Origin of the sequence: Bacteroides sp. 1001302B_160321_D4, assembly GCF_015667765.1 — a bacterium.
GTDB lineage: Bacteria > Bacteroidota > Bacteroidia > Bacteroidales > Bacteroidaceae > Bacteroides > Bacteroides xylanisolvens.
Genome location: NZ_JADPLO010000007.1, coordinates 114,917 through 141,356, shown reverse-complemented (window position 1 = coordinate 141,356; position 26,440 = coordinate 114,917). Strand labels below are relative to the sequence as shown.

The window sequence follows — 26,440 nt, the reverse complement described above, 5'->3', positions numbered from 1 at the left end:
TTAAATCTGTTATCATTACTTAGGCACGGATTAGTCTTCAGAAAAATGTACCAGCACTTGCCGATACGAATTAAATATCTTTGATTTAGAGACAAATCCCTGATAGCGGCCTTCCTCATCTACAACCGGAAGATTCCAAGCTTTCGTATCGTCAAATGTTTGCATAACCTGCTCCATTCCATCCGTATCGAAGATTTTGGCAGGAGCAGATATCATCAATTTATTAACAGTGAAACGATGATAAAGTTCTTGCCGGAACATGATGTTGCGAATATCGTCGAGCAATACAATTCCCAACAATTCACCTGTTTTCTTATCTGTCACCGGAAAGACATTTCGATGAGAAGCAGCAATTGCTTTCACCAATTCGCCCAAATCCATTTCCGGATGTACGACAACGAAATCTTTCTCCACCACGTTTTCCATTTTCATCAGCGTCAACACAGCTTTATCCTTATGATGTGTCAGCAACTGTCCCTTCTTAGCCAAACGCATCGAATAGATACTATGAGGTTCAAAAGCAATAATTGTCAGATATGAACTTACAGATACAATCATCAACGGAAGAAATAAATCATATCCACCTGTCAGCTCGGCTATCAGGAACACCCCTGTCAATGGAGCATGCATGACACCACTCATTACTCCCGCCATTCCCATCAACGCGAAATTCTTCTCCGGCAAATAAGCGGAGAAAGCAAAGTCATTGCTAAAATGAGAGAAAACAAAACCGGCAATACATCCCAGATAAAGCGAAGGAGCAAAGATACCACCACAACCACCTCCACCGTTTGTTGCACTGGAAGCAAACACTTTCAATAAGATAATCAGCATCAGATAAACCAGCAACAAATTACCATAGCCATAAAACATAGAGTTGTTCATGACCGTATCCCACTCTTCGGCAGACGTTCCATTCAACAAAAGATTAATCGTATCATATCCTTCACCATAAAGAGGTGGGAAAAGGAAAATCAATACACTCAACATCACACCACCAAAAGCCAGTTTCTTGTAAGGGTTATTGAGTTTGCCAAATACACCTTCTACCGAATTCATGGCACGTGTGAAGTACAACGAAATCAGCCCACAAAAAATTCCCAGCAAGATAACGAAAGGAATACGTTCCAGTTCAAATGCCTGATCGAGGTGGAACTTAAACATAGCCTCCGTACCAGTGACTATGTACGAAACAGTTGCTGCTGTCACGGCAGAAATCAGCAGGGGAAGCAAAGAAGACATGGTTAAGTCAATCATCAGCACTTCCAAGGTAAATACCAGTCCCGCAATCGGAGCTTTAAAAATACCGGCAATGGCACCTGCCGCACCACAACCTACGAGCAGCATCAACGTGCGATGCTCCATCTTAAACACGCTCCCGAGATTGGAACCGATTGCCGAACCTGTCAGTACAATTGGTGCCTCTGCTCCGACTGATCCACCAAATCCGATGGTTATGGCACTGGCGATAGTAGACGACCAGATATTGTGTCGCTTGATACGTCCCTGCCTACGGGAGATGGCATATAGAATTTTGGTGACCCCATGACTGATGTCATCCTTTACAATATTACGCACAAACCAACCTGCAAGGAAAATACCGACTACCGGATATACCAAATACAGGTAGTTAGCTTCTGTTGCATTGAAATTATTAGTCAGGAAATTCTGTATCTGATGGATAAAGAATTTCAAGATTAACGCGGCAAACGCAGTGAAGATTCCGACCAGAAAACTTAATATCAGGATAAATTGCTTTTCCTTTATGTTCGCTTCCCGCCATTTGATACAACGCTGCAATAAACTAAGTTTTTCTCCCTTCATTTATTCGCGAATTATCTTTATCACTCCACCTTTTTCCAACTTAATAATACTTGAGGGTTTCGGCTTATTCATATCATCCTGGCGAAAGCCAACGATATAATCTACCGCCGATTTGATTTCATCACTGATTTCACTAAAATTAGCAGCACCCGGCTGCCCGCTGACATTAGCCGAAGTAGAAACAATTGCTTTACGGAACTGCTGACAGAGTCTTCTGGAAAAATCTTCATTCGTCACACGAATCCCTACACTACCATCTTCGGCCAGCAAATTAGGTGCTAAATTACGTGCTCCGGAATAAATAATCGTCAACGGCTTGTCGGCAACTTCAATCAAATCCCATGCTACATCAGGTACATCCTGTACATAAAAATCCACTTTAACCGAAGAGTCCACCAACACCAACATAGCTTTGCTATCAGCACGTTTCTTGATCTCATATACCCGGCGTACAGCCTCTTCATTAGTCGCGTCACAGCCTATACCCCATACGGTATCAGTGGGATAAAGGATCACTCCTCCTTCATTCATCACCTGACAGGCTTTTTTAATATCTTCTATCATTTCTTGATTAATTTCCGTTAAGAACAAGACGCAAAAATAACACATTTATTCCATTTAGTGAAATCTATCCTGACGTTTTTAAATTACCCTTTAAAATCAACTATTGGCAGACAATAATTTAACTATTACATTATTACAAGCGTGTTTCCCTAACAGAACAAACATCCCAAAACTTCGTTTTAAACGATTATTAACGAAAATCTTCCTTATCTCCGAAAGCAGAATCATTAGAAATCTCTATCTTTGCCTCAATTTCAAGCAAGAAAGCAAAAGTGCCATTTTTGTGTCGAATTTAAAACGTTTAAGAGAAAACAATGGAAGAAATCGTATTTCATCACACATTACCTATCCAATTGCGATTCAATGATGTAGACAAATTTGGTCACGTCAACAACACAGTTTACTTCTCCTTTTACGACTTAGGAAAGACTGAATACTTCGCTTCAGTATGCCCCGGAGTAGATTGGGAAAAGATCGGGATTGTCGTTGTCCATATCGAAGCGGATTTCGTCAAACAGATATTCGCATCCGATCATATCGCCGTACAGACTGCTGTTTCTAAGATAGGCACCAAAAGCTTTCACCTGATCCAGCGGGTTATCGACACAGAAACGAATGAAGTAAAATGTATCTGCAAGTCTGTTATGGTTACTTTCGATCTTGAAAGACATGAATCCATGCCACTGACAGAAGAATGGATAGAGGCGATCTGCAAATATGAAGAACGGGACTTGCAAAAAGCATAGATAGATTTTTTGAAAAAGCCCCCTCACGAATGAGAAACAAAACAAGCAAAACCAATTCTCCGGAAAAAGTTTTATTCTAATTCATGTCCGCTATATAACAGAAATTGCCTATTTTTGTACCTTAATTAATAAGGCATAAAATATCTAGTACAGAAAATGATAGCTGACAAAAGTATAAATTTAGATACCCTTTATAAAGTATTGTTTGATAATGAGAAGCTGGAACTCTCTAAAGAATGCATCCGAAAAGTAGAGGAAAGCTTCGATTTCCTACAATCTTTTTCCAGCGATAAGATTATTTATGGTATCAATACGGGGTTCGGCCCAATGGCACAATACCGGATAGAAGATCAGTCGCTGATCGAACTTCAGTACAATATCATTCGAAGCCATTCCACCGGTGCCGGCAAACCACTTCCCGAACTTTATGTAAAAGCAGCTATGATTGCCCGTTTGTACACTTTTCTACAGGGGAAATCAGGAGTACACATGGAGCTGGTATCTCTTCTCTGTGAATTTATCAACCGTGGAATTTATCCGTTCATACCCGAACATGGAAGTGTAGGTGCCAGCGGCGATCTCGTGCAACTGGCCCATATTGCCCTGACATTAATAGGAGAAGGGGAAGTTTTTTATCAGGGGAAATTGCGTGATGCCGCTACTGTGCTTGAGGAAAACGGTCTGCAACCTTTTTCAATGCGCATCCGCGAAGGATTATCCGTCACAAACGGTACTTCTGTGATGACAGGAATCGGTATCGTCAATCTTATTTATGCCAAAAAGCTGCTCCGTTGGTCGGTAGCCGCTTCTGTCATGATGAATGAGATTGCCGCCTCTTATGATGATTTCATGGCACAGGCATTAAACGAGGCCAAGCATCACAAAGGGCAACAAGAGATAGCCGCTATGATGAGAGAATGGGTAGCGGGCAGTAAATGTGTACTTCAAAGAGAGAATGAGCTATACAACCAAGTGCACAAAGAAAAAATCTTCGAGCACAAAGTACAGCCCTATTATTCCTTGCGATGTGTTCCGCAAATCCTCGGTCCCATCTATGATGAGCTGAAGAATGCGGAAGAAGTATTGATTAACGAAATAAATTCCGCCTGCGACAATCCGATTGTCGATCCGGACACACAAAATATTTATCATGGCGGTAACTTCCACGGAGATTACATCTCTTTCGAAATGGATAAACTGAAAATCGCCGTGACCAAACTGACCATGCTTTGCGAAAGACAGATCAATTATCTGTTCCACGACCGTATCAATGGCATCCTGCCTCCTTTTGTAAACTTGGGAGTGCTTGGATTGAACTACGGTTTACAGGCTTCGCAATTCACAGCAACATCCACTACCGCCGAATGTCAGACATTATCAAATCCGATGTATGTGCACAGTATTCCTAACAACAACGATAATCAGGATATTGTCAGCATGGGAACCAACTCGGCTCTATTAGCAAAAACAGTCATTGAGAATTCTTATCAGGTGATGGCTATACAATTTATGGGAATGGCACAAGCCATCGACTACCTGAAAATACAGGATCGTCTAAGTCCCAAAAGCCGGCAGGTGTATGAAGAGATACGTAGCTTCTTCCCTGTATTTACCAATGACACACCTAAATATAAAGAGATAGAAAGAATGATGGACTATCTCAAAAAAGAAAATAAATAAAATGAAATACGCATTAGTAACCGGAGGAAGTCGAGGTATCGGCCGTGCTGTCAGTTGCAAACTGGCGGAAATGGGCTACTTTATACTGATTAATTATCAGAGTAACGACGCAGAAGCAGAAAAAACGTTGCAGTTAGTGCAGGAAAAAGGAAGTAACGGAGAAATCATGAAGTTCGATGTGACAGACCCTGCCGCTATTGCCCTTGCCTTGAACAACTGGGCGTCACAACATCCTGACGAATACATCGAAGTACTGATTAACAATGCGGGCATCCGTAAAGACAACCTGATGCTCTGGATGACAGGAGAAGAATGGAACAAAGTGCTCGATATTAGTCTGAACGGATTCTTTTATGTGACACAGCCTTTATTGAAGAATATGCTGGTCAAACGTTATGGACGTATTGTCAATATCGTATCCTTGTCAGGTATTCAGGGAATGCCCGGACAAGCCAACTATTCCGCAGCCAAAGGTGGCGTAATAGCTGCGACCAAAGCACTGGCACAAGAAGTCGCCAAGAAAAAGGTAACAGTCAACGCAGTAGCTCCGGGATTTATCCGCACGGATATGACGGAAGGGATTGATGAGAACGAATGGAAAAAACACATTCCTGCAGGACGTTTCGGTACTGCGGAAGAGGTTGCCGATCTGGTTGGTTTTCTGGCATCTCCAGCCTCATCCTATATCACAGGAGAGGTGATTTCCATCAACGGAGGACTATATACTTAAAACAAAAGCATAGAATAGACAAAATAATGAAAAGAGTTGTTATCACGGGAATGGGGATTTACTCTTGCATCGGCAAGAACCTGGATGAAGTAAAAGACTCACTATACAATGGGAAATCGGGGATTGGCATAGATCCGGTACGGAAAGAGCTGGGCTATTTTTCTGCATTAACGGGCATATTGGAGCGTCCCGACTTGAAGAAACTATTAGATCGTCGTAAACGTCTCTGCCTGCCGGAACAAGGAGAATATGCTTATCTCGCTACTTTGGAGGCTTTCCGTAACGCCGGTATTGACGAGGCTTTTCTCGAAGCTAATGAAGTGGGTATCTTGTATGGTAATGATAGTAGTGCCGCCCCTGTTATCAACGCAGTGGACATCATTCGTGAAAAGAAAAATACAGCGTTGGTGGGATCCGGTTCTATTTTCCAGTCGATGAATTCTACCGTGACAATGAACCTGTCGGTTATCTTCAAGCTTAGAGGGGTTAACTTCACCATTGCCGGAGCCTGCGCAAGTGGTTCTCATGCTATTGGCATGGGGTATCTGCTCATTAAATCAGGATTGCAGGATTGTATTCTTTGCGGTGGCGCACAAGAAGTAAATCCTTATGCGGTCGGCAGTTTCGACGGGCTAAGCGCATTTTCCACCCAGGAAGCAGAGCCCGAGAAAGCCTCCAAACCTTTTGATAAACGACGTGACGGACTGATTCCGAGTGGAGGAGCCGCCAGTCTGGTATTAGAGAGCTATGAATCGGCAGTAAAAAGAGGAGCTCCCATTTTGGCCGAAGTTATCGGTTACGGTTTCTCTTCCAATGGAGATCATATCTCCGTACCGAATGTGGACGGTCCGAAACGTTCTCTTCAGATGGCCATCAAAGATGCGGGTATTGCACTCGAACAAATCAGTTATATCAACGCACACGCCACTTCCACTCCGGTAGGCGACCTGAACGAAGCGAAAGCCATTGCGGAAGTATTTGAAGGACATCACCCGTATGTCACTTCCACGAAGTCTATGACCGGACATGAAATGTGGATGGCAGGTGCCAGTGAAGTGATTTACTCCATCCTCATGATGAATAACGGTTTCATCGCTCCCAACCTCAATTTCGAGGAACCGGACGAGGCTTCCGCACAGTTGAATATACCTACCCAACGGGTAAATCTGGAATTTGATACGTTCCTTTCCAACTCGTTTGGATTCGGAGGAACCAATTCCACCCTGATTATACGCCAAATCAAAGAATAAATTACTAAAGAAAACAGATATATGACAAACGAAGAAATCATCGAGAAAATAAGAACAACTCTGGCAGAAGAGTTTGAAGTAGACATCGACGTCATCCAGCCGGATGCGCCGTTAATGGAAACTCTTGAACTGGACAGTCTGGACTTGGTCGACATGGTGGTACTGGTAGAAAAGAATTTCGGTTTCAATGTAACCGGACAAGACTTTGCAGGTATCAAAACCTTCCAGGACTTCTACGATCTCGTTATCACCCGTATGCAGGAAGCCAAGTAAATATGTCGACGTGGAAAGGCAAAACCCGGGGAGGAACGTTCGGATACTTATTCTTTATTTACCTGATTAAGTATCTGGGCATCACTGCCGCTTATCTTTTTCTAAGCCTGGTAGTGCTCTACTTCATACCGTTTGCTCCGAAAGCAACCAAAAGCACCTGGTTTTATGCCCGTCACATTCTGAAATACAATAGGATACGTTCTTTGAAGATGTTACTACTCAACTATTACCGATTAGGACAAATCCTGATTGACAAGGTAGCCATCGGTAATGGAAAAGTAAATCAATATCAGTTCAAATTCGAGCGGTATCCGGAGTTTCTGCAACTGCTGAACAGTGAACAGGGAGTGATTATGATTGGCGCCCATGTGGGAAACTGGGAAATAGGCGTTCCTTTCTTTGATGATTACGGAAAGAAAATCAATATCGTGATGTACGATGCCGAACATCGTAGAATCAAAGAGATCCTGGAGAAAAACGGTCAGGACAAGGAGTTTAAGATTATCCCTGTCAATGAAGACAACTTGACACACGTTTTCCGCATAACCGAGGCGATCAACCAAAAAGAATATGTATGTTTCCAGGGCGACCGTTATCTGAACAAAGAGAAACTTCTGCCAGGAATTTTACTGGGACAGAAAGCTCCTTTCCCTGCCGGTCCTTTTCTGCTGGCTTCGCGAATGAAAGTTCCGGTGGTATTCTACTTTGCTATGAGGGAACCGGGAAGAACTTACCGTTTTCATTTTATAATAGCGGAACCGGTAGTACGAACAAAAGAAAAGAAAGCGGAGATGGCTCTGCTCGAACAATATACTGTTGCTTTGGAACAGATACTAAAACGCTATCCGGAACAATGGTTCAATTATTATCCATTCTGGGAACCTGCCGGAAAGCAGTCACCGGATTTAAAAGAGAAACAAAAAGATGCAACAGAATAAATATGACAAGGAGCCGTTGACAGCGGTAGAGGCACAACGCCTGGCACAAGAAATAGCTTTTGGGCCTATTGTTTTTCAGGTATCACGCCTTATGCTTAAATTCGGTATTTTCCAGTTATTGGCCGACGAGCGCAAAGGTATGACGCAAGAAGAAATCAGCAAAGCTTGTGGGCTGTCCTCTTATGGCGCACAAGTATTGTTGGAGGCATCATTGACTATTGGCACCGTATTGTTGCGTGAAGGGCGATACTGCCTTGCGAAAGCCGGCTGGTTTCTGCTCAATGACAAAATGGTACGTGTCAATATGGATTTCAACCATGATGTCAACTATCAGGGAATGTTTCATCTGGAAGAAGCCATCACCAACGGACGTCCTGAAGGACTGAAAGTATTCGGTGAATGGAGTACTATCTATGAAGGGTTGTCAAGTCTGCCTTCACAGGTACAAAAGAGCTGGTTCGGTTTCGATCATTATTACTCGGATTGTTCGTTCGATGAAGCACTGGCAATTGTCTTCGCCCGTCATCCCAAGACTTTATTGGATGTGGGAGGCAATACCGGCCGTTGGGCGACCAAATGCGTAAGCTACGACGACACAGTGGAAGTAACCATCATGGACCTTCCGCAACAATTGGAGATGATGCGTCAACAAACCAAAGAGCTGCCCGGAGCTACACGTATCCACGGTCATGGTGCCAATCTGCTTGATCCGGAAGTGCCTTTCCCGACAGGGTTCGATGCTATTTGGATGAGCCAGTTCCTCGATTGTTTCTCGGAAGAAGAAGTTACCAGCATATTGACCCGTGCAGCCCGTTCCATGAGCCGGGAGAGCCGCCTGTATATTATGGAGACTTTCTGGAACCGGCAGAAATTTGATACAGCCGCTTATTGCCTGACACAAATCAGTCTCTATTTTACAGCGATGGCAAACGGAAACAGCAAGATGTATCATTCGGATGATATGCAACGATGCATCGAAGCAGCAGGATTGGAAATCGAAGAGATACATGACCATTTAGGAATGGGACACAGCATCGTACAATGCAGATTGAAATGAACAGAGAAGCCGTCATACAAGGAGAAGGAATACTCAACCTGATTCCACAGCGTCCGCCAATCGTTATGGTGGACAGTTTCTTCGGATTTGAAGAAAACCGTTCATATTCCGGACTGACTGTCACTACCGACAATTTATTTTGTGAGGCAGGCAGACTGCAAGAGCCGGGAATTATCGAGCATATCGCACAATCAGCGGCTGCACGTATCGGGTTTATTTATACCCGGCAGGGTGAAAAAGTTCCGTTAGGTTTTATCGGTTCGGTAGACAAACTTAAAATCTACAACTTGCCGGAAGCCGGAATGAAATTATTTACAGAGATTACCGTCGTACAAGAGGTATTCGATATTACGCTAATTTCGGCACAAGTGAAAGCGGAAGAAGAGCTGATTGCTGAATGTAAGATGAAAATATTTATCAAAAAAGAATGAAACGGAAAACAAATCAACAGATTGCAGCTTTGACTAACCGGACTACTTTCAGAGTACGGTTCAGCGAAATAGACTCCATGCAGATTGTATGGCATGGCGAGTACGTGCGCTACTTTGAAGATGGGCGGGAAGCTTTCGGCAAACAGTATGGTTTGGATTATATGAGCATTTACCGGGAAGGCTACATGGTTCCCATCGTAGATTTAACCTGCCAGTTCAAGCAATCATTGTCCTTTGGTGAAGAAGCGATTATCGAAACACGCTATATTGCCTGTGAGGCAGCCAAGATAAAATTCGAATACGTTATCTACCGGGCTACCGACCAAAGTGTAGTGGCCACCGGAAGCACCATACAAGTGTTCCTGAACCTGAATAAAGAACTGGAGCTTATCAATCCTCCGTTTTATCTGGAATGGAAAAAGAAATGGAATATCCTTTAAATATATACATCACAGCCCATACGCTGATTAGTTCGTTAGGTTTCGGTATTTCGGAAAACAAAAAAGCAATCCATGACTATCGAAGCGGGATTCGTATGCAGGAAGCCGGACGGATTTCTGACAGTCCGATTCTGGCAGGGATGATTGATTCTGTCGAGTTGGAAAAGAGAGCTAAAGAACAATTAGAAAAGCGGGCAAAGGAGCTGGATATTTCCTCTTATACCCGGTTGGAGCAACTGTTTATATTGACTATTCAGGAAGTGATTTCCCAATCGGGAGTGAATCTGCAAGAATCGGACTGTGCTTTGTTGCTCTCTACTACGAAGGGAAATATTGATTTATTGAGCGATCAAGAAAAAAGAACTAATTCGGACAAGCCAAGCGGTTCTGTACAATCAACAATTGATAATCCTTCCTTTTTACAAGAATTATCAGCCGATAGTCCGACTTTTCTTTGGAAAATGGCAGAACGAATCGGGCATTTTTTTGAGACAACCAATCAGGTAGAAGTTATCTCCAACGCCTGTATATCTGGAGTCTCGGCACTGGTTGTTGCCAAGAGATGGATAGAATCAGGGCGTTACAAACGGGTGATTGTCGCTGGCGGGGATATTCTTTCTCATTTTATTACCAGCGGTTTCCTGTCTTTCCGGTCAGTCAGCGCACACCGATGCCGACCATACGATATACAACGGGACGGATTAAGTCTAGGCGAAGCCTGTGGAGCTGTGCTTTTAGAAACTCAAGGAAACGCAAATCATATTATTCTATCCGGAGGAGCGATCAGCAATGATGCCAACCATATATCCGGTCCTTCCCGGACAGGAGACGGACTGGCGCTGGCTATCAATCAGGCAATGGAAGAAGCCGGAACACTTCCCGAAGATATCAGCTTTATCAATGCACACGGAACAGCTACGGTTTATAATGACGAAATGGAATCCAAAGCCATACATTTGGCAGGATTGTCTACAGTTCCGGTGAATAGTCTTAAGCCTTATTTCGGGCATACATTAGGAGCTTCAGGCATTATCGAAACCATACTTTGCATAGAGCAACTAAAAGAAGGAATATACTACGGAACTTTAGGATATGAGACACTGGGTGTTCCCATGCCTATCACCGTTTATGGTACTCATCAGCCGATGCCGATGAAATGCTGTATTAAAACCACTTCCGGTTTTGGAGGCTGTAATGCAGCACTGGTATTATCCCTCCCCAACACTCATTTGAAACAGAAAACCGATTCTCCGACATTTTGCAAAGCTGTCGTGGAATCAGCCAATATAGTCACGATCAAACCGGGAGTGGTAGAAAACCAAGGAACAGCTATATTCAATTCTTCGGAGACTGACTTTGCGCCGTTTATCCGGGAAGCATACAAGTATCTGGGAGAAAACAATATGAAGTTCTACAAGATGGATAACCTTTGTAAGCTGGGATATGTAGCTGCCGGATATTTATTGAAAGACACCAACTACCGACCGGAAGAAATCGGAATCATTCTTGCCAATGCTTCCGCCTCTTTGGATACGGACTGCAGACATCAAGCTATCATCAATAAAGAAGGAGATAAAGCCGCCAGTCCTGCCGTATTTGTCTACACTCTCCCCAATGTAGTATTGGGAGAAATCTGTATACGACACAAAATTCAGGGAGAGAATACATTCTTTGTTTGTCAACAATCCGACACTGCTTCCTTAGAGGATTACGCAAGAATTGTGATGGCGAAAGGTAAGTTACGCACATGCATCATAGGCTGGTGCGAACTACTGGACGGACATTACCAAGCAGAATTTAAACAACTTAATAATATATCAACGATTTATGAATAATTTAGATCAAACCAAAAGAGAACTGATGGACGAAGTGAAAGGTAAACTAATCGAAGAATTGAACCTTGAAGAAATCACTCCGGAAGATATTGACGATGAAGCCCCTCTGTTTGGCGACGAAGGTCTTGGCCTTGACTCCATTGACGCACTCGAAATCATCCTGATTTTGGAACGCGAATATGGTATTAAAATAGAGAATCCCAGTGAAGGAAAACAAATCTTCTACTCGGTATGTACACTGACTGACTACATCATTGCTAATCGGAAAGCTTAACTTATGAAGATTTACGTCACCGGATTGGGAGTTGTTTCGGGCATCGGCATCGGAGTTTCCGAAAATATAGAGGCACTACAACAAGGGAAGCATGGTATCGGAAAAGTAACTCTTTTCCCGACTGCTCTCGATGTACCCGTATCTGAAGTGAAACGTAGCAATGAAGAACTTAAACAACTATTATCTTTACCTCCGCAGCGTACAGTATCACGCACAGCATTGCTAGGCATGATAGCCGCCAAAGAAGCGATGGAAGATGCAGGACTAAACTTGCGTATATCATCCAATCAGCCAAAAAATCAATTACCGAATCAGTCAGTAACCTCGCAAAAAGACCAGCAACCGTTACGTATTGGTTTTATTTCCGCCACTTCTGTCGGCGGTATGGATTTAAGCGAGCGTTTCTATGAATCTTTCAAGAAAAACCCGAAACAGGGACGATTGCGGGAAGTGATTTCACACGACTGCGGAGCCAGCACAGAATTAATAGCTTCGTATTTAGGTATCAATGATTTTATAACCACCATCAGTACAGCCTGTTCATCGGCAGCCAATGCTATTATGTTGGGAGCGAGACTGATTAAACATGGGCAACTGGATGCTGTTATCGTCGGAGGTACGGATGCACTTTGCCGATTTACGCTCAATGGGTTCAACTCTCTCATGATTTTGGACAAAATACATTGTCGTCCTTTTGACCGTTCGCGTACCGGATTAAATTTGGGAGAAGGCGCGGGTTATTTAGTGCTTCAATCAGAAAGTTCACTCCAAAGAGTTCCTTACTGTGAACTAAGCGGTTATGCTAATACAAATGAAGCTTATCATCAAACAGGAAGTTCTCCCGAAGGAGATGGCGCCTTTCTATCAATGAGTGAAGCCATCGCTTCCAGTGGCATTTCTCCTGAAGATATTGATTATATCAACGTACATGGGACAGGTACTCCCGGTAATGACGCATCGGAAGGTATGGCATTGCGAAGAATCTTCGGAGAACATGTTCCACCGTTTAGTTCGGTAAAAGCTTTTATCGGACACACCTTAGGAGCTTCCGAAGGAATTGAAGCTGTTTATTCCGTTCTTTCCATAGATAAAGGCATGATTTATCCGAATCTGAATTTCACGGAGGCTATGCCGGAAACAGAGCTGATGTCAGAAACAGGAGTAAAATCAGAAACAGGATTGATACCGGAAACGTCTTTCCAGGAAGGATTGCCGATCCGCCATGTATTATCCAATTCTTTCGGCTTTGGGGGAAACGACTCGTCGCTCCTCTTTTCCGCAACGAATTTTCCAAAACGAACGAACCTTTAAGTTTTTGAGCCTATGCAGCCAGTTTATATTCAACGCATCGCTTCTATCCATCCACAAGGAAATCATTCACAAGGAAATAATCCGAAAGTAAATGATTCGCCCGATGTTTCAGCAAACCGTCCTTTTCTTCAGGCTTGTGAACCCGATTATAAGGATATTATTGCCAATGCAACTTTGCGCAGGCGCATGAGCCGTATTGTCAAAATGGGAGTAGCTTGCGGATTGGAATGTATGGGCGAACTATCTCCCGAGAAGATAGGGGGAATTATCACAGCCACAGGGTTGGGCTGCCTGGTTGATACGGAAAAGTTTCTGAACAACCTGTTAGATAATGAAGAGCGGATGCTGAATCCTACTCCTTTTATTCAGTCGACATTCAATACAATTGGTGCACAAATAGCTTTAATTCATCAAATACACACCTATAACATGACTTATGTTCACCGGGGACTAAGTTTTGAAAGCGCTTTGCTGGATGCCATGATGAAAATAGAAGAAGGAAGCGAGAATATACTGGTGGGAGCCATGGACGAAATGACAGAAACCAGTTACATCATTCAGCAACGCTTGGGACTGCTGAAAGGAATAGAAGCCGGAGAAGGTGCTCAATTCTTCCTATTAAGCCGGGAAGCCGGAGAGCATCCGTTAGCAGAAATACGAGGACTTGAAACTTTCACGGGACAACATACGACAGAAGAAATCAGTTCCCGAATTATTCGTTTTTTACAACGAAACGGATTAGAGTGTCAGGATATTCAATGGTTAGTTACCGGAAAGAACAAAAAACAATCCCTTCAAGGTGATTACCACGAGCAAATCACTGGTTATAAGAAGAGTACCATGAATGAAGGGAAGAGTACGAATCAGAGAAGTATTATAAACGGGGAGAGTATCATAAATGAAAAAGATATGATAACTAAGGAGATTATGATGAATAAAAGCGACTCTATCTATGAAGAGCTTGAAACCAACCTTTTCCCGGAAAGTATTCATCTTAGTTTTAAGGACGAATGTGGAGAATATCCTACCGCCTCATCGTATGCCGTATGGAAAGTAGTAAAGACATCAATAAACTGCACTACCCCTACCAATATATTGATTTATAATCATCACCACTCCATCAATCACTCATTGATTCTAATTCGGAAAAGCGTATGATGATTGTTTGCCTCCTTTTATGTTTGCTCTTGATACTGTCCTTTCTCGTTTATGCTTCCTATAGCATTCAGTCGGGAATTTATCTACGGTCGTTTTGCAAAAAACGTACTACGGAGAAGGTTGTCGCCCTGACTTTTGACGATGGTCCCGATCCCATTCAAACGCCCAAAGTATTGGAGGTACTAAAAGAATATCAGACAACTGCCTGTTTTTTCTGTATCGGACACAAGATAAAAGGAAATGAAGCCTTGTTGAAAAGTATAGTAACAGAAGGGCATCTAATTGGAAATCATTCATATAGTCATTCCGGTTTATTTCCGTTATATGGACTCTCTAAAATGAAAAAAGACCTGCAAACTTGTCAGTGTGAACTAGAACGAGTAACTTCGCAGCCGATTACTTTGTTTCGTCCGCCATTCGGTGTCACTAATCCTACGATTGCGAAAGCTGTCCGACAGTTAGGATACACCTCGATCGGATGGAGCATCCGTACATTGGATACGCAACAGTCAGCTCCGGACAAAATACTTGCCAGGATTCGGAAACGTCTTGAACCGGGAGCCATCATTCTGTTGCACGACCGGATGCCAGGCAGCGACCAGTTAGTGAAACAAATACTAGATTTGCTAAAAGAACAAGGATATACCGTTGTCCGTCCGGATAAACTATTGGCATAAAATAAAAATGTATGAGAACTTTATTACTATACTTATCGCTTTTCTTCTTATCTATCGCCACCGTCCATGCGCAGAGCATGAAAAAGATGGTGCAAAAGACCGAGTTTAAAAACCGCCTGGCAAAGGAGGCACAAACCGTGGAGTCCATCGAAAGCGATTTTACCCAAGTGAAATATCTCGATGTATTCGACGAAAAGGTTACTTCCAAAGGGAAGTTCTACTACCAAAAAAGCAATAAAATCTGTATGGAATACTTCCGCCCGATGGATTATCTCATCGTGATAAACGGCAGTAAGCTCAAAATCGTATCGGATGGCAAGAAAAGTATTATGAACCTAAGTTCGAACAAAATGATGGCACAGATGCAGGATATGCTAACTGCGTGTATGATAGGCGACCTGTCTAAGATGTCATCCAACTACCAGCTAGAATATTTTGAAGACGCACGATATTATTTGGTTAAAATAAAGCCGACTAACAAAGCAGTACAAGCCTATATTGCCGGTATCGAAATTTATTTGGACAAGAAAGATATGTCGGTACACAAACTCCGTCTGTCCGAAACAGCTACAAACTACACAGAATACGAATTCTATAATAAAAAGTTCAACTCTCTGAAGAATGAAACGAAGTTTGCGATTCGTTAGCCTGACGGTTCTGTTATTCTTAGGAATACAGGTTCAAACGTCCTGCTCTCCACGAATAAGCGGGGAAGGCAGCACTATGCCTCCTATTATCGAACTGACGCAAGGGGAAGGATCACAAAAATACAATATCCAACTGGATTTCATGAAACATCACATGAGTGGTATGCTGATAGTACGCCGTATGCCTGATAACGAAATCCGGATCGTGGCGTCTACCTACTTCGGCTTAAGCCTTTTCGATTTTTCTCTTCGCGACGATCAATTTAATGTCAACAGCTGCATTGAACCCATGAAAAAAGAAAAGGTACTGAAACTGTTAGAGATGGATTTCAGACGTTTGTTCTTAAATGGAAAAGACGTCCGTGTGAAAGCCACCAAAGACAATGCTACCCAAAAAAGAACCAGTGGAAAAGGCTTTGGAAAATCAGTGGTCTACATCACCGGCGATACTCCGGGTGATCCGGCACAAATAAAAATCAAACATCCGTGGATACGGTTAACGATCCGTTTGGATAAACTATCTAAAGAAATTTAATATATGCTACTTGATAACTTCTATACTATCCTTTCCTCCGAGTCATCGGATTCAACCACCTGGACTATTCAGATAGAGTTGAATCCTGCCCACACTGTTTATCAGGGACATTTTCCTGAACATCCGGTAGTTCCCGGAGTTTGTTTATTGCAACTTATCAAGGAATGTGTAGAAGATATTCGTCAGCAAAAGTTGCAAATAGCGCAAGTATCTTCCTGCAAGTTTCTTTCGGCTATCAATCCTATAGAAACGCCTCGGATAGCAATCGTATTGGTTCTCAAAGAGACAGAAGAAGGCAAGTTCCAGTTGCAGGCGGAAGGTACTATAAAGGGAAATACTGTAAATAAAAACATTGTGAAAGAGGATATTGCAAAAGAGGAAATTGTAAAGGAGGACACAGGAAAAGGAAGCATTATAAAGGAGGAAAATATAAAAGACGAATGTTTCATTAAACTAAAAGCTGCACTTACCCCAAAAGCATGAAGGAGCAAACAAGTACAGCCTATTGGCACGAAAAGTTGAAACAATTAGGGATCATCGTCATCATCCCGAGTTACAACAATGGCAAGACACTGGCAGACGTCATAACAAGTGTACGTCTTTATGCACCGGAAATCCTTGTTGTCAATGACGGTTCAACGGATGAAACACCTGAAATACTGAATCAGGAAGCTAATCTTCACATCATCACCCACCCTGTCAATCAAGGAAAAGGGGTAGCTTTGAAACATGGACTATCTTTCGCAAAGAAGCAAGGATTCCGATATGCCATCACCATTGATTCCGACGGACAGCATTTCGCTTCGGATATTCCCGTATTGATTGAAGCCATAGAAAAGGAACCGGACACGTTACTGGTAGGCTCCCGTAATCTAGCCTCGGACAATATGCCGGGAAAGAACACCTTTGCTAATAAGTTTTCCAACTTTTGGTTCACCCTCGAAACCGGTATCAAACTACAAGATACGCAATCCGGCTACCGCCTCTACCCTATCCAACGAATGAATGTGGACAAGTGGTATTACACTGCCAAATATGAGTTCGAACTGGAAGCACTTGTTTTTGCAGCATGGGGAGGCAATCCCGTTAAAAACATTCCGGTACACGTTTATTATCCGCCACAGGAAGAACGGGTTTCTCATTTCCGCCCGTTCCGTGATTTCACCCGTATCAGTATTCTGAATACGGTACTGGTACTCGTCACTTTCCTTTGGATCGTACCACGAAACTTTTTCCGTAAACTGACCTGGAAGAATTGCAAGCAGTTTTTCTCCAACCACATCACCCACTCCCCCGAATCTAACCTGCGGATTACGGCAGCCATCATGCTCGGCGTATTTATGGGCATCGTTCCGGCATGGGGATATCAAATGCTGATTACGTTGTTTTTGGCGCATTTGTTCCGATTAAACAAAGTCATAGCTATTGTAGCAGCCAACATCAGCATCCCTCCGATGATACCATTTTTACTGTACGGAAGTTATGTAACCGGCTGTAAAGTACTGGGAGAACCTGTAAACCTGCACTTAAACGAACTTTCTTTTGAAAATGTAAAATCAGTCATAGAGCAATATTTAATAGGAAGTGTTATCTTTGCAGTCGTATGCAGCATACTGGCAGGAACCATCGCGTTCATTCTGCTCACGGCGTGTAGGAAAAAAAAGATATGACCCAGTTTTTTATCGGACTATATGATTATTTTGAGAGGCACAAGATTCTGTTCTATTTGTCACTCATCAGTTGTGTCCTGTTGATGGGGTTCTTTGCCCTGCAAGTAAGATTCGAAGAGAACATCACACAATTTTTCCCCGACACCAAAGACTCCCAAAACACAATCAAGGTATTCGACAATCTCAAAATCAAGGATAAGATTATCATTATGCTATCCTCGGCAGATACCTGTCACCAGGTAGAACCTGATTCCCTGATAGAAGCTGCCGGACAACTGCAACAAACCCTGACTGAAAAAGCCGGAGGAACCCTGATTAAGGGAATTTTCGCACAGGTAGACCAAAGCCTCATCGGAGGAGCCACAGACTTTGTCTACGAGCATCTCCCGCTTTTCCTGACAGATACGGATTATCAACGATTCGATTCCCTATTGACAGAGAAGGGTATACAAGCTACCATGCAGAAGAACTATACCAATCTCCTCTCTCCTGCCGGAATCGCATTAAGAAGCTATATTCTCCGGGATCCGCTCGGACTGGGTAGTGAAGCCCTGAAACATTTGCAAGACTTCCAACTGGAAGCCAACTACGAGATTTATGACGAACATATCTTTTCCAAAGACGGTTCCACCTTACTTATGTTCATTACCCCGGTATTCAGTACAGGCAGCACCGGAAAGAATGACGAACTGATAAAAATACTCGAAGAAGAACTACAACACATACAGGGAGAATCTCCTGCCATTCGAGCTGAATATTTCGGTGGTCCCTCTGTGGGAGTCTACAACGCCCGTCAGATCAAGAAAGATACGATTTTGACTTCCTCACTGGCACTGCTTATCATCATTGTGTTTATCTCACTCGTGTTTAAACGGAAGCGATCGATACCATTGATTATTACTCCGGTACTCTTCGGAGGATTGTTCGCTCTGTTTCTGATTTTCTTTATCAAAGGAAGCATCTCGGCCATTGCCGTGGGAGCCGGTTCGGCAGTGATGGGTATTGCGCTAAGCTATTCCATCCACATGTTGGCACATCAGAACCATGTTTCCACCGTGCAACAACTGATTAAAGAGATAGCCTATCCGCTTACAGTAGGTAGTTTCACCACTATCGGCGCATTCTTGGGGTTGATATTCACCAGTTCCGATCTGTTACGCGACTTCGGGTTGTTCGCTTCCCTGGCATTGGTGGGTACTACTCTTTTTTGCCTCATTTACCTGCCTCATTTCCTGAAAGGACAGGCAGACGTCAAACAGGGACGCGTATTACGCATCATCGAGAAAATAAACGCATATTCTTACGAAAAGAATAAATGGTTGGTAGGCGGTATTCTCCTCATTACAGTTATCTGTTTCTATACCTCACAAAAGGTCGGCTTCAACAACGACATGATGAGCCTCAACTATGAACCTCAACACCTCAAACAATCGGAAGAGAAATTAATGCAGCTCTTCGACAGCGACGAAAAGACAGTGCTTTTTGTCAGCGTAGGCAAAGACATGAATCAGGCCACCGAAACTTATGCAGTGACCAATCAGAAGTTATCGACACTGAAGGATCAGGGACTGATTAAAGATTATGCTTCCGCCTCACAGTTTCTGATTTCTCCACAAGAGCAACAGCTACGCCTGAAAAGATGGAAAGACTACTGGACAGATGAAAAACAACAGCAAATCCGTGAACAGCTGGAAACAGCTGCCGCTGAATATCGTTTCCGTCCGGGAAGCTTCGAGCCCTTTTATCAATGGTTGAACCAACCTTTCGGTGAATATCACTACACCGCTCAAGAAGACGATTTATCCGGCAAGCTACTGAACGAATGGCAAACTTCTGCCGATTCCATCACCATGCTTATCAGCCAGATACGGATCAGCGACCAGAATAAGGAAACCGTGTATCAGCACTTCAGCAAAGACCAGGATGTAGTCATCTTCGACCGTTCCTACTTTGCCAACAAATGGGTATCTGCCATCAATGACGACTTTTACCTGATTCTGTATATCTCTTCTTTCCTGATATTCTTCGCATTATGGTTCTCCTACGGACGTATCGAACTTACTTTGATGAGTTTTCTCCCGATGCTGGTCAGCTGGGTAATCATTCTGGGATTGATGGGAATTTTGGGGATTGAGTTCAACATCATCAACATTATCCTGTCCACCTTTATCTTTGGCATTGGAGACGATTTCAGTATCTTCATTATGGACGGGCTACAAAACAAATACCGTACAGGTCAGAAGGTACTGAATTCTCACAAAACAGCCATCTTCTTCTCTGCTTTCACCACAGTTGTCGGCATGGGAGCACTTGTTTTTGCCAAGCATCCGGCTTTGCAATCCATTTCATTGATTTCCATTCTCGGCATGATAGCAGTGGTGTTGGTAGCCTATACCATTCAGCCACTCATTTTCCGGTTCTTCATTGCAGGACCCGCTTCCAAAGGATTGCCGCCTTATACGCTTATCGGGCTGATACGGACCGTATTGCTCTTCCTGCTTTTCTTTATCGGTTGTATCTTCCTTCGTGTACTGATCGCTGTCCTTTATTTGGTGCCTGTGCGGAAAAGCAGCAAACAACGTTTGGTATGCCGACTGATACAAATCACCTGCAAAGGGATTCTACTATTGGCCACTGCCGTTAAAAAAGAACATATCAACAAAGCTAACGAACGTTTTCAGCATCCGGCAATTATTATCGCCAACCACCAGTCGTTCATCGATATTCTGGTATTGCTGTCTCTTTCGTCTAAAATCCTGATGGTAACCAACCATTGGGTATGGCATTCTCCTTTCTTCGGAGCAATCATCCGCTATGTCGATTTCTATTACATAGGCGAAGGCTACGAACAATATACGGAACGGATGCGGAAAAAAGTAAAAGAGGGCTACTCCATCGCTATCTTCCCCGAAGGTACACGCACTTACAACGGAAAGATGAAGCGTTTTCACAAAGGAGCTTTCTACCTGGCAGAAACATTGCAACTGGATATTCTTCCGATCCTCCTCTACGGCAACAACAAAATCATTGCAAAGGCACAGCCTTTCAATATCCGCAAAGGAATCATCTACACGGAAATACTTCCCCGTATACCGGCAGACGACCTTTCTTTCGGAACCACCTACCAGGAACGCACCAAACGCATATCTGCCTATATGAAGGAAGGTTACGCCCGTATCTGCCGGGAAAAGAACACGACGGACAATCCTGCTTTCTACGAAGCTCTGATCCAAAACTATATATACAAAGGACCGGTCGTTGAATGGTATATCCGTATCAAGGTGAAGATGGAAAGAAACTACCGGCTGTTCAACCGTCTGATTCCCGTCCAAGGGCAAATTACAGACATCGGCTGTGGCTTCGGTCCGCTCTGTTATATGTTGTCTATGCTTTCCGAAGACCGGGATATTTTAGGAATTGATTACGATGAGGATAAAATAGCTTTGGCACAACACGGATGGTTACGCAACGAACATCTCCAGTTCAGGCACGGCAACGCATTGGAATATCCGCTACCGGAAAGCGATGTTTTTATCCTGAACGATATGCTTCACTATATGAGCTATGAACATCAACGGACTTTGCTGTTGAAATGCGCTGACCGGCTGCGTTCGCAGGGAATGATTATCATACGGGACGGAAACTCGGCAAATACGTCCAAACACAGGCTGACCCGGTTCACGGAATTACTATCCACCCGTATCTTCAATTTCAACCGGACTGCCGGAGAATTGCATTTCACTACAGAAACCCAACTGCGGAAAATAGCAGTCACTTGCGGAATGAATGTAGAAATCATTCCTAACGACAAATATACTTCAAACACTATTTATATATTCAGAAAACCAAACGAACATGAGTAAATACGATATCATCATTATCGGAAGCGGCCTTGGCGGACTGGAATGTGGAGCGATTCTTAGTAAAGAAGGATTCAATGTATGCGTCATAGAGAAAAACGCGCAATTCGGCGGATGCTTTCAAACCTACCGGCGAAAAGGACACTTATTCGATACAGGCATTCATTATGTAGGAAGTCTGGATGAAGGTCAAGTGATGAATCAGTATTTCCGCTATTTCGGCATCATGGACAAACTAAAGCTGAAACGTTTGGACGATGAGGCTTTCGATACAATCTACTATAAAGGAAAAACATACGATTATGCAATGGGGTATCCGCAGTTTATCGAAACGATCTGCCGGTCCTTCCCGCACGAAAAAGAAAACCTGAAACGTTATGCCGAACAGCTTCAGACTGTTGGTAACTTGATTAGCGTTGACCATCTGAAACAGGGCACACTTGCCCTGGAAGGAATGAAATACTTCTGCACCTCCGCCGCAGGACTGATTGCGGATATTACTCCGGACCCCACTTTACAAAATGTACTGGCAGGCTCGGCCTTGCTCTACGGAGGCTTGAAAGATGTCTCCACCTTCTACCAACATGCCATGATTAACCATTCCTACATCGAAGGAGCTTATCGTTTTGTGGACGGCAGTATGCAAGTCAGCCTGGAATTGATTAACGTGATCCGAGCGAATGGAGGGACAGTACTTAACAACAGCGAAGCCACCCGCATCATTGTTGAAAACGAAAAAGTACAGGGAGTCATCATCAACGGTGAAGAACGATTGGAAAGCGACTTTGTGATTTCCAACATGCATCCTCAACGAACCCTGGAGATACTGGATAAAAACCGTAGTATCAAGAACGCCTACATTTCCCGCATCCGCTCGCTCGAAAACACATACGGTATCTTCACGCTTTATCTGGTAATGAAAAAGAAGAGCACTCCATACCAAAACCGTAACCTCTATCTGCATGGGGATCATAAAGTGTGGTATGACAAACAGCTCTATCCGGGACGGACCACCAACTGCATGATTTCGATGCAAGCCTCTTCCGAAGACAGTCAATACGCCAGTGTTATTTCGATTCTGACACCGATGTATATGGACGAACTCTCTGCATGGAAAGACACTACTCCCGAACATCGGGGAGAAAGCTACCGGTCCTTCAAGAAGGAAAAGACGGAACAGTTGCTTCACTTTATCCGGAGCCATGGCATTGATTTCTCCGACAACATAGAAGAGATTCACACCACCACTCCGTTGAGCTATCGCGACTATACCGGAACGGTGGACGGTTCAGCATACGGAATTATCAAAGATTATAAATGTCCGCAAATCGGTTTTGTGTCTACACGAAGCCGGTTGGGTAATCTCTTTCTCACGGGTCAAAACCTGAACGTGCATGGCGCACTGGGGGTAACGCTGACTTCCATGCTCACTTGTGCGGAATTTGTGGGACAAGAATACCTGGCTAAAAAAGTAGGAAATGCATAAAACAATCAAAAAGATATTCAAGTACACGAGCTGCGTTCTGTTGTCGCTCCTTGTGATATTGATAGCCGGAGTCTGTTATCTCTACTTTTCAGCGGATATGCTGACACCGAAACATGAACCTGGTATCATCATGACAAAAGTGTCTCATGCAGATACTACCATCATGGTTCCGGCAGAGGTGCTCTACAACGATACGCTCGATCTCCGATATTATGACGGCAACTTCCTGCGCCACAGCGAAAGCGGATTGTGGGAGTTGTTTGTGAAAGGGGATGCCTTTCAAAGGGGAGAAGCCATCGGCAAACTGTCCTCTGATCTGCTTCATTATCAGGAGAAAGTATTTGTCGATCAGATTCGTGAGATTGTTCCTTCAGACAGTTATCTGAAGTTCCTCCGGTTCTTCATCGTTTTATTCAACCGTCATTTGGGTGAGAACGTTCTCGAAGAATACCGCGACGAGATCTACGGAATCTCGCTATCATGCACCCATGAATACGACTTTATCGGCACTCCTTACGAACGTCAGCTGAATTACCATTCGGCACACGACCTGGGACATGCCATGCAAGATTATATGTTAGTAGGATGCAGTTCGTTTGCCACTTGGGGAACTCAAAGTGCAGATTCGTCCCTGCTCATCGGACGCAATTTCGATTTCTACGTGGGAGATGCCTTCGCAGAAAATAAGCAAGTGGCTTTTTATACACCGGATCAAGGTTATAAGTTCGTATCCGTAGGATGGCCTGGCATGATAGGCGTACTATCCGGCATGAACGAAACGGGGCTGACCGTCACGATCAATGCCGCCAAGTCCGCTGTTCCAACAGGTTCTGCTACCCCTATTTCCATTCTGACCAGAGAAATCCTGCAATATGCGTCAACGATTGATGAGGCTTTTGCCATCGCACAGAAACGGAAGACATTCGTCTCCGAATCCATCTTGATAGGTTCTGCCAAAGATGGCAAAGCCGCTATCATCGAGAAATCTCCGGAGAAGACAGTGCTCTTTAAAGGAAAAGAAGCCGACCGGCTCATCTGCACCAATCATTACCAATCGGAGGAATTCAGTAAAGATGAACGAAACATGGAAAATATCCGTACTTCGGACAGTCCATACCGTTTTGCACGACTGGAAGAACTCATCAATGAAAATATGCCGATAGACGCCTCCAAGGCCGCCTCTATCCTGCGCAACCACAAGGGTTTGCAAGATGCGGACTTGGGACTGGCTAACGAAATGGCTATCAATCAATTCATTGCTCATCATTCCGTTATCTTCCAACCGGAGAAACGATTGATGTGGGTATCTACCTCTCCCTGGCAATGTGGAAAGTATGTAGCTTATGACTTGAACAAGATATTTAACGACACGATTAACTTGCAACACGAAATATACAGTTCCAACCTGACCATTTCGGCAGATGAATTCGCCGAAACACCGGAGTTCCAGCATCTTCTTACTTATAAGAAGCTGACTCCGCTCCTATTGAAGAAGATCAGGAAAAAGGAGAAGATAGAAGATCATGTTTTAAAAACATACGAAGCCTCCAATCCTTCTCTATATTATGTATATGAAGTAATGGGAGATTATTACGAGGCTATGCAGCAACCGCAACAAGCCATCGTGTACTGGCAAAAAGCATTAAAGAAACCGATTCCCAAGTTGCAAGAGAAAGAACGTATCCAACAGAAAATTCAAAAACAATCCAAAGATGGAAAAGAATCCTGAAATTCAGTTCCGCTCACCGGAAGAGATCAAATGCTATCAGGAAGAACGGTTAGCCCAAACGTTGACCTACCTGCAAGCACACTCCAAGTTCTACCAACGAATGTTCGAAGAACACCACATTGATATCAATCAGATAAAGAAGATTGAAGACTTGCAACAAATACCTGTCACCACCAAGACAGACCTGCAACTTCATAACGACGGCTTCATCTGTGTAGACAAGGAGCAAATCATCGACTATGTAACAACTTCCGGCACACTGGGAGATCCGGTGACTTTCGTTCTCACTTCCGAGGACCTGGACCGTTTATCTTACAACGAGTACCTGTCTTTCACCACCACCGGATGCAGTAAAAAGGATATTCTGCAACTCATGACTACCATCGACCGCCGCTTCATGGCAGGACTTGCCTATTACATGGGAGCACGCGAACTCGGCATGGGAGTGATCCGTGTAGGTAACGGCATCCCCGAACTGCAATGGGACACGATTCGCCGGATTCATCCGACTTGTGGAATGGTCGTTCCTTCTTTCCTTATCAAACTGATAGAGTTTGCCGAGAAGAATCATATCGACCATAATGCGTGCTCGATGCAGAAATGTATCTGTATCGGTGAGGCTTTGCGCAATCAGGAGTTTCAGTTAAATACACTCGGACAGAAGATACATGACAAATGGCCTGCCTTACAGCTATATTCCACCTATGCTTCCACCGAAATGCAGTCGTCTTTTACCGAATGTAGCGAATTCCATGGCGGGCATTTGCAACCGGAGCTTATCATCGTAGAGTTTTTGGATGACAACAATCGTCCTGTCGCAGAGGGAGAAGCAGGCGAAGTGACGATCACGACGCTCGGAGTAGAAGGTATGCCGTTGCTCCGCTTTAAGACTGGTGATATTTGTTACCATCATACCGAACCTTGTGCCTGCGGAAGAAATACGATTCGCCTTAGTTCCATCCTCGGACGAAAAGGGCAAATGATTAAATACAAAGGGACTACTTTGTATCCACCCGCACTGTTCGACATACTAGACAATATCCCTTCGGTAAAGAATTACATCATTGAAGTCTACACCAACGAATTGGGAACGGATGAAATTCTGATCCGTATCGGAAGTGAAAACCGTAGCGAAGGTTTTGCCAAGGAGATAAAAGACCTGTTCCGTTCGAAAGTAAGAGTAGCTCCAAGCATTAATTTTGAGTCGGCAGAATACATCGCAAAAATTCAAATGCCTCCAATGAGTCGAAAAACGATAAAATTCATTGATTTACGATAATTATTTTCTACTTTTGGGAGTTAGTAAACCAACTATATCACTTTAA

24 protein-coding genes are annotated in these 26,440 nt (G+C 43.6%); 22 read left to right on the top strand and 2 right to left on the bottom strand.

The genetic code is table 11. The features are described from left to right. Nucleotides 1-30: 30 nt before the first annotated feature. The gene (locus tag KFO40_RS04875; protein WP_004313072.1) at nt 31-1,824 is read right to left on the bottom strand and encodes a chloride channel protein; all 1,794 of its coding nucleotides are present in this window, start codon (nt 1,822-1,824) and stop codon (nt 31-33) included. Continuing rightward, nucleotides 1,825-2,388 (bottom strand): L-threonylcarbamoyladenylate synthase, encoded by a 564-nt coding sequence (locus KFO40_RS04870; protein ID WP_143259075.1) that lies wholly within the window; start codon nt 2,386-2,388, stop codon nt 1,825-1,827. A 314-nt stretch (nt 2,389-2,702) separates the two neighbouring features. Between KFO40_RS04870 and KFO40_RS04865 the strand changes: the two genes are divergently transcribed. From KFO40_RS04865 to KFO40_RS04760, 22 genes are all read left to right on the top strand, one after another. Continuing rightward, complete coding sequence (locus tag KFO40_RS04865) at nt 2,703-3,134, top strand: acyl-CoA thioesterase (protein ID WP_004313074.1); 432 nt, start codon at nt 2,703-2,705, stop codon at nt 3,132-3,134. Nucleotides 3,135-3,290: 156 nt separating this feature from the next. Further along, a complete protein-coding gene (gene hutH, locus KFO40_RS04860) occupies nt 3,291-4,814 on the top strand; it encodes a histidine ammonia-lyase (RefSeq protein WP_008641972.1) in 1,524 nt (507 codons plus the stop codon). Between the two features lies 1 nt (nt 4,815). Further along, nucleotides 4,816-5,544: a 3-oxoacyl-ACP reductase FabG gene (fabG, locus tag KFO40_RS04855; RefSeq protein WP_008020540.1), complete on the top strand. Its 729-nt coding sequence runs from the start codon at nt 4,816-4,818 to the stop codon at nt 5,542-5,544. A gap of 26 nt (nt 5,545-5,570) precedes the next feature. Further along, entirely contained in the window at nt 5,571-6,794 is a 1,224-nt protein-coding gene (locus KFO40_RS04850) for a beta-ketoacyl-[acyl-carrier-protein] synthase family protein (protein WP_120144514.1), read from the top strand. A gap of 21 nt (nt 6,795-6,815) precedes the next feature. Continuing rightward, nucleotides 6,816-7,067, top strand: coding sequence for an acyl carrier protein (locus tag KFO40_RS04845; RefSeq protein ID WP_004305450.1), 252 nt, complete (start codon nt 6,816-6,818; stop codon nt 7,065-7,067). A 2-nt stretch (nt 7,068-7,069) separates the two neighbouring features. Then, on the top strand, nt 7,070-8,005 hold the full coding sequence (locus KFO40_RS04840) for an acyltransferase (RefSeq protein ID WP_008020537.1): 936 nt from the start codon (nt 7,070-7,072) through the stop codon (nt 8,003-8,005). Continuing rightward, complete coding sequence (locus KFO40_RS04835; protein ID WP_008020535.1) at nt 7,992-9,062, top strand: methyltransferase; 1,071 nt, start codon at nt 7,992-7,994, stop codon at nt 9,060-9,062. The genes KFO40_RS04840 and KFO40_RS04835 overlap by 14 nt, the downstream gene beginning before the upstream one ends. Continuing rightward, nucleotides 9,059-9,493 (top strand): hydroxymyristoyl-ACP dehydratase, encoded by a 435-nt coding sequence (locus tag KFO40_RS04830; RefSeq protein ID WP_008020533.1) that lies wholly within the window; start codon nt 9,059-9,061, stop codon nt 9,491-9,493. Before KFO40_RS04835 ends, KFO40_RS04830 begins: the two co-directional genes overlap by 4 nt. Then, nucleotides 9,490-9,933 carry an acyl-CoA thioesterase gene (locus KFO40_RS04825; protein ID WP_008020530.1) on the top strand — a complete coding sequence of 148 codons (444 nt, stop codon included), beginning with the start codon at nt 9,490-9,492 and terminating at the stop codon, nt 9,931-9,933. The genes KFO40_RS04830 and KFO40_RS04825 overlap by 4 nt, the downstream gene beginning before the upstream one ends. After that, nucleotides 9,918-11,768 (top strand): beta-ketoacyl-[acyl-carrier-protein] synthase family protein, encoded by a 1,851-nt coding sequence (locus KFO40_RS04820; RefSeq protein ID WP_008020529.1) that lies wholly within the window; start codon nt 9,918-9,920, stop codon nt 11,766-11,768. Before KFO40_RS04825 ends, KFO40_RS04820 begins: the two co-directional genes overlap by 16 nt. Then, nucleotides 11,761-12,042: a phosphopantetheine-binding protein gene (locus KFO40_RS04815; RefSeq protein WP_008020527.1), complete on the top strand. Its 282-nt coding sequence runs from the start codon at nt 11,761-11,763 to the stop codon at nt 12,040-12,042. Before KFO40_RS04820 ends, KFO40_RS04815 begins: the two co-directional genes overlap by 8 nt. A gap of 3 nt (nt 12,043-12,045) precedes the next feature. Next, nucleotides 12,046-13,353 (top strand): beta-ketoacyl-[acyl-carrier-protein] synthase family protein, encoded by a 1,308-nt coding sequence (locus KFO40_RS04810; protein WP_211146137.1) that lies wholly within the window; start codon nt 12,046-12,048, stop codon nt 13,351-13,353. A gap of 12 nt (nt 13,354-13,365) precedes the next feature. Next, on the top strand, nt 13,366-14,511 hold the full coding sequence (locus tag KFO40_RS04805) for a beta-ketoacyl synthase chain length factor (protein WP_211146136.1): 1,146 nt from the start codon (nt 13,366-13,368) through the stop codon (nt 14,509-14,511). Then, nucleotides 14,508-15,188 carry a polysaccharide deacetylase family protein gene (locus KFO40_RS04800; protein ID WP_211146135.1) on the top strand — a complete coding sequence of 227 codons (681 nt, stop codon included), beginning with the start codon at nt 14,508-14,510 and terminating at the stop codon, nt 15,186-15,188. The genes KFO40_RS04805 and KFO40_RS04800 overlap by 4 nt, the downstream gene beginning before the upstream one ends. An 11-nt stretch (nt 15,189-15,199) precedes the next feature. After that, nucleotides 15,200-15,835, top strand: a complete 636-nt coding sequence (locus KFO40_RS04795; protein ID WP_211146134.1) for an outer membrane lipoprotein carrier protein LolA — start codon at nt 15,200-15,202, stop codon at nt 15,833-15,835. Then, a complete protein-coding gene (locus KFO40_RS04790) occupies nt 15,810-16,370 on the top strand; it encodes a hypothetical protein (RefSeq protein WP_211146133.1) in 561 nt (186 codons plus the stop codon). Before KFO40_RS04795 ends, KFO40_RS04790 begins: the two co-directional genes overlap by 26 nt. A 3-nt stretch (nt 16,371-16,373) precedes the next feature. Further along, entirely contained in the window at nt 16,374-16,853 is a 480-nt protein-coding gene (locus tag KFO40_RS04785) for a 3-hydroxylacyl-ACP dehydratase (protein WP_134985036.1), read from the top strand. Then, nucleotides 16,850-18,040: a DUF2062 domain-containing protein gene (locus KFO40_RS04780; protein ID WP_211146132.1), complete on the top strand. Its 1,191-nt coding sequence runs from the start codon at nt 16,850-16,852 to the stop codon at nt 18,038-18,040. Before KFO40_RS04785 ends, KFO40_RS04780 begins: the two co-directional genes overlap by 4 nt. After that, complete coding sequence (locus KFO40_RS04775) at nt 18,037-21,903, top strand: 1-acyl-sn-glycerol-3-phosphate acyltransferase (RefSeq protein ID WP_211146131.1); 3,867 nt, start codon at nt 18,037-18,039, stop codon at nt 21,901-21,903. The genes KFO40_RS04780 and KFO40_RS04775 overlap by 4 nt, the downstream gene beginning before the upstream one ends. Continuing rightward, complete coding sequence (locus tag KFO40_RS04770; RefSeq protein ID WP_211146130.1) at nt 21,896-23,386, top strand: phytoene desaturase family protein; 1,491 nt, start codon at nt 21,896-21,898, stop codon at nt 23,384-23,386. The genes KFO40_RS04775 and KFO40_RS04770 overlap by 8 nt, the downstream gene beginning before the upstream one ends. Beyond that, the gene (locus tag KFO40_RS04765) at nt 23,379-25,115 is read left to right on the top strand and encodes a C45 family autoproteolytic acyltransferase/hydolase (RefSeq protein ID WP_211146129.1); all 1,737 of its coding nucleotides are present in this window, start codon (nt 23,379-23,381) and stop codon (nt 25,113-25,115) included. Before KFO40_RS04770 ends, KFO40_RS04765 begins: the two co-directional genes overlap by 8 nt. Next, on the top strand, nt 25,099-26,394 hold the full coding sequence (locus tag KFO40_RS04760) for a phenylacetate--CoA ligase family protein (RefSeq protein ID WP_211146128.1): 1,296 nt from the start codon (nt 25,099-25,101) through the stop codon (nt 26,392-26,394). Before KFO40_RS04765 ends, KFO40_RS04760 begins: the two co-directional genes overlap by 17 nt. Nucleotides 26,395-26,440 lie beyond the last annotated feature (46 nt).

What these genes read in the sequence shown, in the direction of transcription:
- KFO40_RS04785 (WP_134985036.1), top strand. Translation starts at nt 16,374, where the DNA reads ATGCTACTTGATAACTTCTATACTATCCTTTCCTCCGAGTCATCGGAT.
- KFO40_RS04795 (WP_211146134.1), top strand. Translation starts at nt 15,200, where the DNA reads ATGAGAACTTTATTACTATACTTATCGCTTTTCTTCTTATCTATCGCC.
- KFO40_RS04845 (WP_004305450.1), top strand. Translation starts at nt 6,816, where the DNA reads ATGACAAACGAAGAAATCATCGAGAAAATAAGAACAACTCTGGCAGAA.
- KFO40_RS04870 (WP_143259075.1), bottom strand. Translation starts at nt 2,388, where the DNA reads ATGATAGAAGATATTAAAAAAGCCTGTCAGGTGATGAATGAAGGAGGA.
- KFO40_RS04815 (WP_008020527.1), top strand. Translation starts at nt 11,761, where the DNA reads ATGAATAATTTAGATCAAACCAAAAGAGAACTGATGGACGAAGTGAAA.
- KFO40_RS04830 (WP_008020533.1), top strand. Translation starts at nt 9,059, where the DNA reads ATGAACAGAGAAGCCGTCATACAAGGAGAAGGAATACTCAACCTGATT.
- KFO40_RS04800 (WP_211146135.1), top strand. Translation starts at nt 14,508, where the DNA reads ATGATGATTGTTTGCCTCCTTTTATGTTTGCTCTTGATACTGTCCTTT.
- KFO40_RS04805 (WP_211146136.1), top strand. Translation starts at nt 13,366, where the DNA reads ATGCAGCCAGTTTATATTCAACGCATCGCTTCTATCCATCCACAAGGA.
- KFO40_RS04835 (WP_008020535.1), top strand. Translation starts at nt 7,992, where the DNA reads ATGCAACAGAATAAATATGACAAGGAGCCGTTGACAGCGGTAGAGGCA.
- KFO40_RS04770 (WP_211146130.1), top strand. Translation starts at nt 21,896, where the DNA reads ATGAGTAAATACGATATCATCATTATCGGAAGCGGCCTTGGCGGACTG.
- KFO40_RS04760 (WP_211146128.1), top strand. Translation starts at nt 25,099, where the DNA reads ATGGAAAAGAATCCTGAAATTCAGTTCCGCTCACCGGAAGAGATCAAA.
- fabG (WP_008020540.1), top strand. Translation starts at nt 4,816, where the DNA reads ATGAAATACGCATTAGTAACCGGAGGAAGTCGAGGTATCGGCCGTGCT.
- hutH (WP_008641972.1), top strand. Translation starts at nt 3,291, where the DNA reads ATGATAGCTGACAAAAGTATAAATTTAGATACCCTTTATAAAGTATTG.
- KFO40_RS04865 (WP_004313074.1), top strand. Translation starts at nt 2,703, where the DNA reads ATGGAAGAAATCGTATTTCATCACACATTACCTATCCAATTGCGATTC.
- KFO40_RS04825 (WP_008020530.1), top strand. Translation starts at nt 9,490, where the DNA reads ATGAAACGGAAAACAAATCAACAGATTGCAGCTTTGACTAACCGGACT.
- KFO40_RS04775 (WP_211146131.1), top strand. Translation starts at nt 18,037, where the DNA reads ATGACCCAGTTTTTTATCGGACTATATGATTATTTTGAGAGGCACAAG.
- KFO40_RS04850 (WP_120144514.1), top strand. Translation starts at nt 5,571, where the DNA reads ATGAAAAGAGTTGTTATCACGGGAATGGGGATTTACTCTTGCATCGGC.
- KFO40_RS04790 (WP_211146133.1), top strand. Translation starts at nt 15,810, where the DNA reads ATGAAACGAAGTTTGCGATTCGTTAGCCTGACGGTTCTGTTATTCTTA.
- KFO40_RS04810 (WP_211146137.1), top strand. Translation starts at nt 12,046, where the DNA reads ATGAAGATTTACGTCACCGGATTGGGAGTTGTTTCGGGCATCGGCATC.
- KFO40_RS04765 (WP_211146129.1), top strand. Translation starts at nt 23,379, where the DNA reads ATGCATAAAACAATCAAAAAGATATTCAAGTACACGAGCTGCGTTCTG.
- KFO40_RS04875 (WP_004313072.1), bottom strand. Translation starts at nt 1,824, where the DNA reads ATGAAGGGAGAAAAACTTAGTTTATTGCAGCGTTGTATCAAATGGCGG.
- KFO40_RS04820 (WP_008020529.1), top strand. Translation starts at nt 9,918, where the DNA reads ATGGAATATCCTTTAAATATATACATCACAGCCCATACGCTGATTAGT.
- KFO40_RS04780 (WP_211146132.1), top strand. Translation starts at nt 16,850, where the DNA reads ATGAAGGAGCAAACAAGTACAGCCTATTGGCACGAAAAGTTGAAACAA.
- KFO40_RS04840 (WP_008020537.1), top strand. Translation starts at nt 7,070, where the DNA reads ATGTCGACGTGGAAAGGCAAAACCCGGGGAGGAACGTTCGGATACTTA.